The sequence below is a fragment of the Bacteroides sp. MSK.18.37 genome (assembly GCF_019129155.2).
GTDB classification, from domain to species: Bacteria; Bacteroidota; Bacteroidia; order Bacteroidales; family Bacteroidaceae; genus Bacteroides; species Bacteroides ovatus.
In genome coordinates this window covers 5,949,945-5,965,313 of record NZ_JAHOIB020000001.1, presented here as the reverse complement: position 1 = coordinate 5,965,313, position 15,369 = coordinate 5,949,945, and the positions used below count along the sequence as shown (strand labels likewise).

Genomic DNA, 15,369 nt, shown 5'->3' with positions numbered 1-15,369 from the left:
TTAGTTTATATCATTTAAACTGAAAATATGTACTATATATTCTTTTACCCTATAATACTTTTAATGTAATCCGTAGGACATACATGATAGAAGTCTTTGAACTTCTTTCCAAAATATTTAGCATCACAATATCCCAGCATTCCTGCAATTTCCGAAACAGTGTACTGTTGGGAGGCTAGCAGTTTAAGTGCCCTGTCCATTTTGAACGAATAGATATAATTTTCCGGAGGATTCCCGGTTATCTCTCGTATCCTGCTATAAAAAGCAGTACGGCTCATTCCTATATCGATACTTAATTTATCTATTGTATATTTATCAGTAGAGATGTTCTTTTCCAGGATTTTATTGACTTTATCCATAAATATCTGATCCGTATTTTCTGTTTCCATTTCTTCTTTGGTGGGGACCATTGGAAAAACAGCATCTGACAAAAACAATTTGACCCGTTCACGCAAAACCATGCGGTTTTCTACAAGCATACGTATGTTTGCCCTTAGCCTGCAAATGCTTTCTGTTCGTAATTCCAGACGATCCGCCCCACTTCCTAAATGAGACAAATAACTTTCGTTATCAAAGGCCCTTATCAAAAGGACAACCGGTATATACCCTATCATTTTATCTGTTTTGATCCGGAAACTAAGTGTATCTCCATTTGTTCCGTTTACATTATCGTCAATAATTATAGCATCAGGATTTTGGCGGACTACTGTATCCTTCAGCAAATCAGGATCCTCCAAAGCTGAAATCTGAAAATACCGCGATAAGGCTTTTTTTAAATAATTCCTGAATGCCCCGTCCGCCATTACCAATAAGATATGGGATGTATCTTTTGTTTTAGCATTCGGGGTATCATCTTTATCACTTTCAGAAGATTTTTTAGCCTTATTCTTCGTATTTGTTGAAGAATGTTTGATAGCCGAACATTCCTGATTCCGGCAATGACAATCTGTTGGAATGACAATTTGGAAAGCAAATGATTTGCCATGTCTATATCCGTTTATTTTTCCACCATGCAGGCGAATGATTTTTCTTACAGTCCACAAATCACTATACCCATATATAGGAAATATGACCGGAATAAAAGGAAACATTTTCCCTACTCTTTTGTCTGCTATCTCACAATTAGTAATCTGCAACTGCCAGGAATCTGTTGTATGTGTTATATTGATTGATATGCAACAACCTAAATCGGAACCCAAAATTAGTTTGCTTATAAGATGCTGAAGCGCTGCCGTCATAATGTTTTCATTGATTCTGCAACTGACGCAATCCGAACATTCGCTGACAGTCAGTTGTATACGGCGCGAATCAGCATAAGGTCGACATTGATTGACAATAGAAGTAATATAAGAAGAGAGTTCCAAATTTGCCGTTGATGTCTTAGGAAGTATTTTTTTGTTTACCTTATTGAGGGTTACAATATTCTGATTGCAATATATGATGTATTCGGTATATCCCAATGCCTCTTCTACTTGTTGGGAAAGCGATTCGGGAAGATTACCGGTTTTAAGTTCTTCCAATTGATTTCGTAACAATATCAACGGGGTATACGTAGTATGGAGCATGTTCATAGCTATCTTAAGTTTTTCATGTGACAACAACTGAACATTATACTCTACCGCAAGATACGCAAACAAAACAATAAATAGCCCAATGCCGAAACTCTCTACAGGAACTGCATAACCAAGCAATGACAAATCAGGCAAAATTACGCCAATAGCTTGTTTACTGTTTACTAAATTGGCTCCACTATCTATAGAAAGTAAAGCGCGAAAGTTTAATAATAAACTCAGGTAACAATCATTCATACTTATATAGGATTTGATTAATACTTACATTTTCAGCAAAACACGTTTGATGACCTTTTAACGTGTCTAAATCCGGCACAAGTATAAACTTTTCAACATCCACATATGAGGTGGATTCTAACAAAAGCAATGGGTGTTTTCTATCAAAAGTGGTAACAATATCGTTTGTTACCGAAATATTAAGGGATAGATTCTAAAATCATCATTTTATTTGGCAAAACGTAGTGATTGTCAAATATTTTATCATACAATAACACAGCCATACGATCATATAGTTCCACTTAATCATTAGAATAATGAAATAAGTAGAATTATCAAGCCGCGTATATAATTTGAAAATAATAGACTTCTGATAAGTACTGTCAGATCATAGTTTACAGGAATACCTCATCATAAGACGGAATAATCTTTGCATCGTAAACGTGAGTGGCCGCAAATACATCGTCTTTCTTTATCAACAACCAGTCTTTATCCTGATCATCCATATTGGTATGTATAAGGACAAATAGCCCTTTGAGTTTATGCCCGTGTAACTTGAATTCAAGTATTCCATTTTTAATAGCAGCGGAAATGTTACGATTATTACCAACGTAAGCATAGGTTCCACTATCCCATATTTCCACCGTACCTGCTCCATAGTTACCTTCCGGTATAACTCCTTCAAAGTGCGCATAACTCAAGGGGTGGTCTTCTACTTCTATGGCCAACCTCTTATCTTTTGGATTCATGGAAGGTCCTTTAGGCACCACCCAACTTTTTAATACTCCATCTACTTCCAAACGAAAATCGAAATGAAAATGGCTGGCATCATGCTTCTGAACAACAAAAACAGGCATTCGATTGGGAGTTTCCACCGTCTCCGCCATCGGTTCCGGTGTTTTACCGAATTGCCTTTTTGCCCGGTACTCTTTGAGGTTGATCATAGAGGCTTCAACCGCCTGCTTTTCTACCATTTTGATGTTTTTTCCTTCATCGGGAGAATTCTTTGCCATAATCTGTATTTTTTAGGTGAATAAAAAAACGAATGATTCAATGTGACAACAATCAGTATATCTGTTTGTTTGTCGAAATTCATCTATTTTAATGGCTTTATAACTGCATTTAAGTTTGCTAACTTATTTTTATTCTTCTCCCTTTCTTACTGCCTGCATAGTGGGTACAAAAATCCCTTTCAATCGTCCTTTTATAAAAGAATAAAAGCAATTGGAAGGAAATGAATAAAAAGAGATTAATCGGATATCTGTTCGTCACGATGTCTGTTGGTTGTATTCAGGCGCAGGAACAGAAGTCTTCTGTACCCGAATACAAGCTATGGTACGACTGTCCCGCACAGGTATGGACCGAGGCATTACCCCTTGGGAATGGTCGTTTGGGGGCCATGGTATATGGAACACCAGGCACAGAACAAATACAACTAAACGAAGAAAGCATTTGGGCGGGACGTCCCAATAATAACGCCAATCCGAATGCACTGGAATATATTCCGAAAGTGCGTGAGCTGGTCTTTGCCGGAAAATATCTTGAAGCACAGACACTGGCCACAGAAAAGGTGATGGCAAAGACTAATTCAGGAATGCCATACCAAAGTTTTGGTGACCTGCGAATCGCTTTTCCAGGTCATACACGTTATTCCAATTATTACAGGGAATTAAGTCTGGATTCCGCACGTGCAATCGTACGTTATGAAGTAGACGGAGTGCAGTATCAACGCGAAACGATTACTTCATTTACCGATCAGGTAGTAATGGTACGACTGACCGCCAATCGTCCCGGACAAATTACTTTCAATGCACAACTCACTTCCCCTCACCAGGATGTTATGATCGCTTCTGAAGAGGGAAACTGTGTGACACTCTCGGGAGTCTCTTCCTTGCATGAAGGATTAAAAGGGAAAGTAGAATTTCAAGGCAGATTGACTGCTAAAAATAAAGGTGGGAAAATAGCTTGTGCTGATGGAATACTTTCTGTTGAGAAAGCCGACGAAGCGGTTATCTATGTATCCATTGCAACTAATTTCAACAACTATCAAGATATCACCGGTAATCAGACAGAGCGGGCAAAGAACTATTTGGCGAAAGCAATGGTTCATCCGTTCATTGAATCGAAGAAGAATCATGTTGATTTTTACCGACAATATCTGACACGCGTTTCTCTTGATTTGGGACGAGACCAATATGCGAATGTAACCACCGATAAGCGTGTGGAGAATTTCAAAAACACCAATGACACACATCTGGTTGCCACCTATTTTCAATTCGGACGTTATTTGTTGATCTGTTCTTCCCAACCGGGAGGACAACCCGCCAATTTACAAGGAATTTGGAATGACAAATTATTCCCTTCCTGGGATAGCAAATATACTTGTAACATCAATTTGGAAATGAATTACTGGCCTTCGGAAGTAACGAATCTAAGTGAACTGAATGAACCGTTATTCCGTCTGATAAAAGAAGTGAGTGACACAGGTAAAGAGACGGCTAAGATTATGTATGGAGCCAACGGATGGGTGTTGCATCATAACACGGATATATGGCGTATTACAGGAGCAGTTGACAAAGCTCCTTCGGGTATGTGGCCCAGTGGTGGCGCATGGCTTTGCCGACATCTTTGGGAGCGTTATCTATACACCGGAGATGTGGAATTCCTGCGTTCTGTCTATCCGATACTGAAAGAGTCCGGACGTTTCTTTGATGAAATTATGGTGAAAGAACCCGTACACAACTGGCTGGTAGTCTGCCCCAGTAATTCACCGGAGAATGTACATTCGGGAAGTAATGGGAAAGCTACTACAGCTGCCGGATGCACCATGGACAACCAATTGATTTTCGATCTTTGGACAGCAATTATATCTGCTTCTCAAATACTGGATACAGATCAGGAGTTTGCCTCTCATCTGACACAACGTCTCAAAGAAATGGCTCCCATGCAGGTGGGACATTGGGGGCAATTACAAGAGTGGATGTTCGACTGGGATGATCCGAAGGACGTACACCGTCACATTTCTCATTTGTACGGACTCTTCCCCAGCAATCAGATTTCCCCTTACCGTACTCCTGAATTATTTGATGCAGCACGTACTTCTCTGATTCACCGTGGCGACCCGTCGACCGGGTGGAGCATGGGATGGAAAGTTTGCCTTTGGGCACGCCTGCTTGATGGTGACCACGCCTACAAGCTGATAACTGACCAGCTGACTCTCGTACGCAATGAAAAGAAAAAAGGAAGCACCTACCCTAACCTGTTCGATGCGCACCCACCATTTCAGATTGATGGAAACTTTGGTTGTGCCGCAGGCATTGCAGAGATGTTGATGCAAAGCTACGACGGTTTTATATATTTGCTTCCCGCACTGCCTACCGTTTGGACAGAAGGTTCTATCAAAGGAATTATTGCCCGTGGAGGTTTCGAACTTGATTTGAGTTGGAAAAACGGGAAAGTCAGCCGACTGGTTGTCAAATCTCATAAGGGAGGAAATTGTCGTTTACGTTCGCTCAACCCATTAACCGGGAATGGCTTGAAGCGTGCCAAAGGTGAAAATCCGAACCCTCTTTATGCAGTCCCCACCATTCCGGAGCCATTGATTAACGAAAAGGCCAACTTGAACAAAGTGGAAATTGCAGAGACATACCTCTATGACCTACCTACCAAAGCAGGAAAAGAATATGTATTGATTGGAAAATAATAACTCGACCGATATGAACAAAAACTTATTGAAACTGATTGTCGCCTGTGGAACTGCTTGTTTCCTGGCTTGCGCAGCACCTCAAAAAACAGAAACGGAAAAATGGAGTGAACGCATGGCACGCTCCGAAATGAAACGTTTCCCCGAACCCTGGATGATTGAAAAAGCTAAAAAACCACGCTGGGGATATACCCACGGATTAGTAGTAAAATCCATGTTGGAAGAATGGAAACATACCGGGGACAGCGTATATTATGAGTATGCCAAGATATATGCAGATAGTCTGATCGATGCTGACGGACATATCAAAACCATGAAATATCTTTCATTCAATATTGATAATGTCAACGGTGGAAAGATTCTTTTCGATCTTTACGCACAGACCGGAGACGAACGTTACAAAATAGCCATGGATACTTTGCGCAAGCAAATGGCAGAGCAACCCCGTACCAGTGAGGGAGGATTCTGGCATAAATTGAGATATCCTCATCAAATGTGGCTGGACGGAATTTTTATGGCTTCTCCTTATCTGGTTCAATATGGTGCTACTTTTAATGAGCCCGCTTTATTTGACGAAGCAACAAAACAGATTCTTTTGATAAATAGCAAGACTTATGATCCTGCAACAGGGCTTTTTTATCACGGATGGGATGAAAGTCGCGAACAGAAATGGTCAAATCCTGAAACAGGTTGTTCTCCTAATTTTTGGAGTCGCAGTATCGGATGGTATGGAGCTGCTATTGTAGATGTACTGGACTTCCTGCCACAGGAAACAGCCGGACGCGACAGCATTATACAAATTCTGCAGGGATTGACAAAAGCGATTGTGAAATACCAAGATCCTTCATCCGGAACCTGGTATCAGGTAACCGATCAGGGAGCACGTGAAGGTAATTATTTGGAATCATCTGCCACTGCCCTGTTTATCTATACGCTTGCCAAAGCTATCAATAAAGGATATATTGGCAACGAATATATCGAACCGACACAAAAAGCCTTTGACGGAATGGTAAAGACATTTACCCGTTTGGAAGAGGATGGCAGCTATACAATTACCAATTGCTGTGCTGTTGCAGGATTGGGCGGAGATTCAAAAAGATATCGTGACGGCTCATTTGAATATTATATCAGTGAACCGATTATAGAAAATGATCCGAAATCGGTAGGTTCATTCATCTTGGCTGCTATTGAGTATGAGAAAATGACTAAAAAATAAACTAAAAACGATAAAATACAATGAGAAAATTCAAGATTATTCCCCTTTTGTTGCTGCTATTGACAATGGCAACTTCGGCTGCAGCACAGAAGAAAACACAAAAGACGTATATCCCCTGGGACAACGGCAAACTCGTAGTTTCCGAAGAGGGACGTTACCTGAAACACGAAAACGGTGCTCCTTTCTTTTGGTTAGGAGAAACCGGTTGGCTATTGCCCGAACGCTTGAACCGGGATGAAGCCGAATATTACCTGGAACAATGCAAACGTCGCGGATACAACGTGATTCAGGTTCAAACGTTGAACAATGTTCCGTCTATGAATATCTACGGACAATATTCGATGATTGACGGATACAACTTCAAAAACATCAATCAAAAAGGCGTATACGGTTATTGGGATCACATGGATTACATCATCCGTACAGCAGCAAAGAAGGGACAATATATCGGCATGGTCTGCATTTGGGGAAGCCCGGTGAACCGGGGCGAGATGACTGTAGAACAGGCAAAAGCATACGGCAAGTTTTTGGCAGAGCGTTATAAGGACGAACCGAATATTATCTGGTTTATTGGTGGAGATATCCGTGGCGACGTGAAAACTGCTGAATGGGAAGCTTTGGCAACCTCTATCAAAGCTATCGACAAAAACCACCTGATGACATTCCATCCACGTGGAAGAACAACTTCCGCGACTTGGTTCAATAACGCTCCCTGGTTGGATTTCAACATGTTTCAAAGCGGACATCGTCGCTATGGACAACGTTTCGGAGATGGTGACTACCCTATCGAAGAAAATACAGAAGAGGATAACTGGCGTTTTGTAGAACGCAGCCTGGCCATGAAACCCATGAAACCTGTGATTGACGGTGAACCGATCTATGAAGAAATACCTCATGGTCTGCACGATGAAAACGAACTGTTGTGGAAGGATTATGACGTACGTCGTTATGCTTATTGGTCTGTATTTGCAGGTTCTTTCGGACATACTTACGGTCATAATTCCATCATGCAATTTATCAAACCGGGTGTAGGTGGTGCTTATGGTGCAAAGAAGCCTTGGTATGATGCTTTGAATGATCCGGGCTACAATCAGATGAAGTATCTGAAAAACCTGATGTTGACTTTCCCGTTCTTTGAACGCATACCCGATCAGTCTATCATCACAGGACAGAATGGAGAACGTTATGACCGCGCTATCGCTACACGTGGAAATAATTATCTGATGGTATACAACTATACCGGACGTCCGATGGAAGTTGATTTCAGCAAGATTAGCGGCGCGAAAAAGAATGCTTGGTGGTACACCACGAAAGATGGTAAACTGGAATACATCGGAGAATTTGATAACGGAGTGCACAAATTCCAGCACGACAGTGGTTATTGCAGTGGAAACGACCATATCCTGATTGTAGTGGACAGTAGTAAGAACTATATAGGGAAAGACTGGACAGAGTTACCGGACGCACAACAAAAATGGAATAAATAATCTTATATAAACGAATGATGAAAACATACTTATGAATAAAAGAATAGTATCATTTTTCTTTCTTCTGCTCTTTGCAGGTTCACTATACGCAGCCATAGGTATAATTGACCTGCGAACGGAGCAGTTGAAAAATCCGGCAGGTATCGATGTGCGCCAACCCCGATTGAGCTGGCGCATCGAATCGGATGAACAGAATGTGATACAAACTGCGTATCACATTCTTGTCGCATCTTCCCCGGAGCTATTGGAACAAGGAAAAGGAGATATTTGGGATTCAGGAAAGATTGAATCTGACGCTTCTCAATGGATCACTTATCAGGGAAAAACATTAAAATGTAATGCCCCCTACTATTGGAAAGTGAAAATAGACACCAACAAAGGTGCAACAAATTGGAGTGCTCTGGCTTTCTGGACCACCGGACTATTTAATGAAGCAGATTGGCAAGGGCAATGGATCGGCTTGGACAGGGCCGCTCTCGGAGACAGCGAAACACAATGGAGCCGTTTGGCAGCCCGTTATCTCCGTAAAGAGTTTGCAGTAAAGAAAAGTGTGAAACGTGCCACAGTACATATCGCCGGAATGGGATTGTACGAGTTGTTTATCAACGGACAACGCATCGGCAATCAAGTACTGGCACCTGCTCCTACCGACTACCGGAAAACAATTCTGTACAACACATACGATGTTACTTCACTGCTTCAAACAGAAAATGCTATTGGAGTAACTCTTGGAAATGGTCGCTTCTATACGATGCGTCAGAACTATAAACCGTATAAGATACCGACTTTCGGTTATCCTAAACTCCGGTTGAATCTGATTGTGGAATATGCAGACGGCAGCAAAGAAACGATTGCTACAAACACTTCATGGAAATTGACTACTGAAGGTCCTATCCGTAGCAATAATGAATATGATGGCGAAGAATACGATGCCCGTAAAGAGTTAGGAGCCTGGAGTCAAACCGGATATGATGACAAAAACTGGATGCCGGCCCAACGTGTCAGTATTCCTTCAGGAACATTGCGTGCACAAATGATGCCGGGCATGAAAGTCACAGAAACCTTAAAGCCTGTTTCTATTAAAAAGCTCGGTAACAAATATATCCTGGATATCGGTCAGAATATGGCGGGCTGGGTACGTTTCCGGATAAAAGGACAGGCTGGCGATAGCATCCGTCTCCGTTTTGCAGAAAGTCTGCAAGACAATGGCGAACTTTATACAAGAAACTTCAGGGATGCCCGTTCTACAGATGTATATGTTGTCAGCGGACGCGAAACAAAAGATGCTACCTGGGCACCTCGTTTTATTTATCATGGGTTCCGTTATGTAGAAGTCAGCGGTTATCTGAATGCGAAGGCAGAAGATTTCGTTGCCGAAGTAGTAGAAGATGAAATGGAGCATATCGGTACTTTCAACTGTTCTGACGAAACTCTGAATAAGATTATCCGCAATGCATTTTGGGGAATCCGGAGCAACTATAAAGGGATGCCGGTTGACTGTCCGCAACGGAATGAACGCCAACCATGGTTGGGTGACCGTACTATGGGCTGTTGGGGAGAAAGCATGCTTTTCGATAATTACGCCATGTATACCAAATGGACGCGTGACATCCGCGAAGCACAACGGGAAGACGGCTGTATTCCTGATGTAGCCCCGGCATACTGGAACTACTACTCGGACAATGTGACCTGGCCTGCCGCTTTACCAATGGCCTGCGACATGCTTTTCACAAACTTTGGAGATAAACGTCCGATCGAAGAGAATTATCCGGCTATCAAGAAGTGGGTATCTCATATCCGGGAATACTATATGACAGAAGATTTTATCATCACCAAAGATAAATATGGTGACTGGTGCGTTCCGCCCGAATCACTGGAGTTAATTCATAGTAAGGACCCTTCCCGCAAGACTGACGGAGCTTTGATCGCAACGGCTTATTATCTGAAGGTATTACAACTGATGCACCGCTTTGCAAGCTTGCAAGGGCTGAAAGCTGACGCAGAAGAATGGGAAGATTTGGAACATCGCATGAAAGACGCATTCAATGCCCGTTTTCTTCACGTAAAGGAAGGTACCTCTCCCGTACCGGGACATACCTTATATCCGGATAGTATTTTCTATGGTAACAACACAGTTACTGCCAATATCTTGCCACTTGCTTTTGGTCTAGTGCCAAAGAACTACATCAATGAAGTAGCTAAAAATGCCGTAACTTCCATTATTACAACCAACAAGGGACATATAAGTACCGGAGTGATCGGCGTACAATGGTTATTGCGTGAATTGAGCCGTCGCGGCCATGCCAATGTAGCTTATCTACTGGCTACCAATAAAACATATCCTTCCTGGGGATATATGGTTGAAAAAGGTGCTACCACTATTTGGGAGTTATGGAACGGTGATACGGCAAATCCTGAAATGAATAGCGGTAATCATGTGATGCTTTTAGGTGATTTATTGCCTTGGTGCTTCAATAACCTGGCAGGTATCCGTGCGGACCGCTGGAAGTCCGGTTACAAGCATATCGTCTTCCAGCCGGCTTTTGAAATTCAGGAGTTGAGTAACGTGGATGCATCGTACATGAGTATCTACGGAAAAATAACCAGCCGATGGACAAAGACTCCCACACATTTGGAATGGGATATCGAACTTCCCGCCAATACGACGGGGGAAGTACATCTTCCGGATGGACGGAAAGAAAAAATCGGATCAGGAAAATATCATTTCAGTGTAGACATTCCCACCCGGAATACGGCTATTCTGACTGATGAATTCCTGTACGAAAACGCTTCTTTCCCCGAATGTCACGGAGCTACGATAGTAGAGCTGAAAAATGGTGATCTCGTAGCCTCTTTCTTCGGAGGAACCAAAGAGCGCAATCCGGATTGTTGCATCTGGGTATGTCGTAAACCTAAAGGCTCTAAAGAATGGACCACCCCCAAACTTGCTGCCGATGGTGTGTTTTCACTCAAAGACCCACAAGCAGTATTAGCCGGAATCGATTCAACCTGTACCCCGGTGAAAGATGCAAAAGGAACACTTATTGCCCGCAGAAAAGCTTGCTGGAACCCGGTTCTTTTCCAGATTCCCGGAGGTGACCTGATTCTGTTTTATAAAATAGGTTTGAAAGTGAGCGACTGGACAGGATGGCTTGTCCGTTCACGCGACGGAGGAAAAACCTGGAGCAAACGCGAAGCGCTTCCGAAAGGTTTTCTTGGACCTATTAAGAATAAACCGGAATATATCAATGGGCGTATCATCTGCCCTTCCAGTACGGAAGGAAGTAACGGATGGCGTGTCCATTTCGAGATTTCCGATGATAAAGGCAAGACCTGGAAGATGGTCGGACCACTGGATGCCGAGTTATCTGTCCCCACCCAAAATCGTAAAAAGGGAGGTGTGAATGTGGATGACCAAGAAGGCGGAGAAGCGATCAAAGGAGAAGGAGCCAAACCTGTTTATGCAATACAACCCAGTATTCTGAAGCATAAGGACGGAAGATTACAGATACTCTGTCGTACACGTAACGCACAGGTAGCAACTGCGTGGAGCAGTGATAATGGTGACACATGGAGTAAAGTAACGCTGCTGAATGTCCCGAATAATAATTCCGGTACGGATGCCGTGACAATGAAAGACGGTAGACATATCCTTATCTACAATAATTTCTCTACATTGCCCGGAACTCCGAAAGGTCCGCGTACTCCGCTCTGTGTGGCCGTTTCAGAAGATGGTATCAATTGGCAACCTGTTCTTACATTAGAAGATAGTCCAATCAGCCAATACTCTTACCCTAGCATTATTCAGGGGAAAGACGGGAAGTTGCATGCCATTTACACATGGCGCCGTCAACGAATTAAATATGCAGAGATAGATCCGACGAAGTTTTAAATATTGAACGATCATCCGAATGAAATCGACCGCTCCTTTGCCCGCAAAAGAGCGGTCGATTCTTGTATTTATCCATTTTATACTTTACATTTGCCAATAAATAAAAAATAACGATGGCAGATAATTATATAGAGAGACAACAGGAACAATACGAAGCCCGAAAAGCTGCTTGGAAACAAGCACAAAAATATGGTAAGAAGAAACTAACAGCAGTACGTCCGGCTGAATCGAAGTCTCACACTTCAACGGTTTCAAAACCGGAAGACTCAAAAAGAAGAGTATTTATAACAGGCGGAGCGGAAGGAATAGGCAAAGCAATAGTAGAAGCTTTTTGCCTAGCTGGAAATCAAGTTGCCTTTTGTGATATAAACGAAACATCGGGACAGGAGACTGCGAAGGCAACCGGGGCTACATTCCATAAGGTCGACGTAAGTGATAAAAACGCACTTGAAAGTTGTATGCAAACCATTCTTGCCGAATGGAACGATATTGATATTATTGTCAACAACGTCGGTATCAGCAAATTTTCTTCTATCACAGAGACAAGTGTAGAAGATTTCGACAAAATTCTTTCTATTAACCTGCGTCCTGTATTCATCACTTCCCGGCTGCTTGCCATCCATCGTAAAAAGCAGCCCTCTCCCAACCCATACGGCCGAATTGTAAATATCTGCTCTACACGTTATCTGATGAGTGAACCGGGAAGTGAAGGTTATGCAGCATCGAAAGGTGGTATCTATTCTTTGACTCATGCATTGGCTTTGTCTTTATCCGAATGGAATATCACAGTAAATTCCATTGCTCCGGGATGGATACAGACTCATGATTATGCTCAACTCCAACCGGAAGACCATTCACAGCATCCTTCACGCCGGGTAGGTAAACCGGAAGATATTGCCCGCATGTGTCTGTTTCTCTGCGAGGAAAACAATGATTTCATCAATGGAGAAAACATCACTATTGACGGGGGAATGACGAAAAAGATGATTTATATTGAATAGTTTGAAGTAAAGTCATCACCAAGAGAATCTTTCAACACGTTTCGAGTAACTTCCACTCCTGTCTTCACAATCAAAGCTTCGTGAAAGTGATAGCAGTGTTTTTTGAGAGCTAAAGCATAGTTTTAGATATGATAAAGCTATGCTTTGTCAGTTGCAAAGCATAGCTCTATTATATTCTTCTATTATCCCGGAGATTTTCCGGTTATGTAGGAGGTTAAGGGTTTACCCTCATTTATTTCTTTCCTTGAGCCTTCTTTTCTGCGTTTCGCTTATTCACGTAATCTTTGAACATCTGCCGCCAGTTGCGACCATGCTCATTGAAATACTGTTCGCATTTGGTTTTATAAATTTCGAAGATAGCAGAAATCTGCTTCATATTCTTGTAGTCAATAGCCTGTTCACGAGCCAATTTCAACTGTTCCAGAACGAAAGCCGTTTCCTCTTCCGTCATATTGGGTACAATGGCCTGATAACCTTTCAAGGTAAAAGCAACTTTACCTACCGTGTATTTATCCAGGATTTGTTCAATCTGTTCTTCCGTCAATACTCTGCGCAGATCTTTCATTAGCCTTTCATGCACTTCTTTCGGCATAGCAGAATCTGCAATCATTTCACGGTCGAGCTTGGAAAGCGGTTTGCCTGTCAGAGGATTGATACCCTCGGGGATTGTTGTATAAGGGTGCTCATTGTGCCAGTCACGCACTTTACGAAGATGATTATAAATGGCAGTTACTGCAAAACCTGCTTTTTTATCATCGTTCAACTCTAAAGAAGCTACCCAGTCAATGGCTTTCTTTTCGAGAGAAGCATCTGATTTTAAATTAGCAAAAGCCTTCTTGTCAAAATAAGCAGCTACCTTGTCAAAAGAACGGATGGCGCCTTCAGGAAGCAAAGCTCCTTTTTCACCAAAACTATACATAGCGGATTCCGGTTCAATGGTGACCTTGCTTTCATCCAACATCTTTTTATCCAATTTGAATACTTCTGCGAAGAAGTCATAAACAGCATTCCGCTTATTCGGGCCAAAGTCATGTTTCTCTTTGGGAAGATGTACATTCGTTACTTTATCTTTTGCCTGGTAGAATCCGTAGATTCGTTGCAGATAAGGAAATTCAAGAGTAGGAACACTGGCCGTCCAGTCGCCGCCATCCGATACGATCAGTTGTGGACGAGGAGCAAAAGTAGCGGCTAATTCCGCATTACAGGTTCCTCCTGCAGATAGTTGAATAGGCATTCCGCTTTCGCAGGGACAGCCACCGTCGAAGTGAGAAGCTAGGCTCACTACCGGAGCTGAAGCGGTGAAACGATCATCTAATACGCTCAACAATACAGTATGGGTACCTCCACCCGAACCGCCATTCGTACCGATACGGCTGGTATCAATGTCCTTACGGGAAGCAAGCATGTAGTCAAGAATCAGTAAGCCGTTCATTGCCTGAATAGTGTGCGCCGCACTACTACGGTGTGCCGCACTGCCCACTTGCAAAGCCGACTCTCCCCATCCGAACAAATCATAGTCTACACAAACAGCTCCCATGCGTGCTAAAGTTCCCATACGTTGTTGTTGGTCTTCCCGATAACGTCCGCCACCAAAATGTCCGTTAGGGCAGATTATCAACGCATGTTTTCCTTTCGATTGGGGCGTATAGATAGAACCGCAAATGTATAATCCGGGAAGTGTTTCAAGTGCGAAATTCTGCACGGTATAGCCATCAAACTTACGTATCTTTGAAAGAATAGGTTTGGTTTTGACACATTGAGCCAACAAAGTATCAATACCTAAACGCTGACGTACCTCTTTTTTCAGAGAATCGGCACGAAGTTGAAAGGACTGTTGGTCTGTATAGAGTGTATTCAGATAAGCCAGCATCTTCTCTCCGTCTGCATCTGTACGACGTGGATACTCGTATGCTTTCAGCTTATACATATTTCCTTTCTGCTTAACAAATTTATAATCGAAAGGTGCCAATACATTCGTCAAGGATTCTTCCACGGAATAAGGACGAATACGGAAATCGGCATAAGACAGCACTTTTCCCACCGTATCAATGTCATATTTCAAACGGACTCCGAAACGGTTCTGTATATCCGTCAGTACTTCATTCAAGGGACGGGCAAATTCCGTCTCGTATGTTTGCGTCTGGGCTTCGGCCGAAAGAGATGCGGCAAGAAGCATAGTAAAAAGGATTCGTTTCATTTATTTTTAATTTATGTAAGTTGTTTTTTCACCACAGATTACACAGATTTTCACAGATTTATTATTCTTATAATTTAGTCGAATTA

General features: G+C 42.4%; 8 protein-coding genes. 5 read left to right on the top strand and 3 right to left on the bottom strand.

The features are described from left to right. Positions 1-44: 44 nt before the first annotated feature. Together KSX81_RS23055 and KSX81_RS23050 are read right to left on the bottom strand one after the other, a co-directional pair. Positions 45-1,808 (bottom strand): helix-turn-helix domain-containing protein, encoded by a 1,764-nt coding sequence (locus KSX81_RS23055; protein WP_004300495.1) that lies wholly within the window; start codon positions 1,806-1,808, stop codon positions 45-47. A gap of 374 nt (positions 1,809-2,182) precedes the next feature. Next, positions 2,183-2,800, bottom strand: coding sequence for a DNA polymerase ligase N-terminal domain-containing protein (locus KSX81_RS23050; RefSeq protein WP_004300494.1), 618 nt, complete (start codon positions 2,798-2,800; stop codon positions 2,183-2,185). Positions 2,801-3,021: 221 nt separating this feature from the next. Between KSX81_RS23050 and KSX81_RS23045 the strand changes: the two genes are divergently transcribed. From KSX81_RS23045 to KSX81_RS23025, 5 genes are all read left to right on the top strand, one after another. Then, positions 3,022-5,490 carry a glycosyl hydrolase family 95 catalytic domain-containing protein gene (locus KSX81_RS23045; RefSeq protein WP_004300492.1) on the top strand — a complete coding sequence of 823 codons (2,469 nt, stop codon included), beginning with the start codon at positions 3,022-3,024 and terminating at the stop codon, positions 5,488-5,490. Positions 5,491-5,503: 13 nt separating this feature from the next. Continuing rightward, entirely contained in the window at positions 5,504-6,706 is a 1,203-nt protein-coding gene (locus tag KSX81_RS23040; protein ID WP_004300491.1) for a glycoside hydrolase family 105 protein, read from the top strand. Positions 6,707-6,726: 20 nt separating this feature from the next. Then, complete coding sequence (locus KSX81_RS23035; protein WP_217725864.1) at positions 6,727-8,193, top strand: glycoside hydrolase family 140 protein; 1,467 nt, start codon at positions 6,727-6,729, stop codon at positions 8,191-8,193. Positions 8,194-8,224: 31 nt separating this feature from the next. Then, positions 8,225-12,085, top strand: coding sequence for a family 78 glycoside hydrolase catalytic domain (locus KSX81_RS23030; protein WP_004300489.1), 3,861 nt, complete (start codon positions 8,225-8,227; stop codon positions 12,083-12,085). 113 nt (positions 12,086-12,198) lie between these two features. Beyond that, positions 12,199-13,086, top strand: a complete 888-nt coding sequence (locus KSX81_RS23025; protein ID WP_004300487.1) for an SDR family NAD(P)-dependent oxidoreductase — start codon at positions 12,199-12,201, stop codon at positions 13,084-13,086. Positions 13,087-13,318: 232 nt separating this feature from the next. Here KSX81_RS23025 and KSX81_RS23020 read toward each other — a convergent pair whose 3' ends face one another. Beyond that, positions 13,319-15,283 carry a DUF3826 domain-containing protein gene (locus KSX81_RS23020; RefSeq protein ID WP_004300486.1) on the bottom strand — a complete coding sequence of 655 codons (1,965 nt, stop codon included), beginning with the start codon at positions 15,281-15,283 and terminating at the stop codon, positions 13,319-13,321. Positions 15,284-15,369 lie beyond the last annotated feature (86 nt).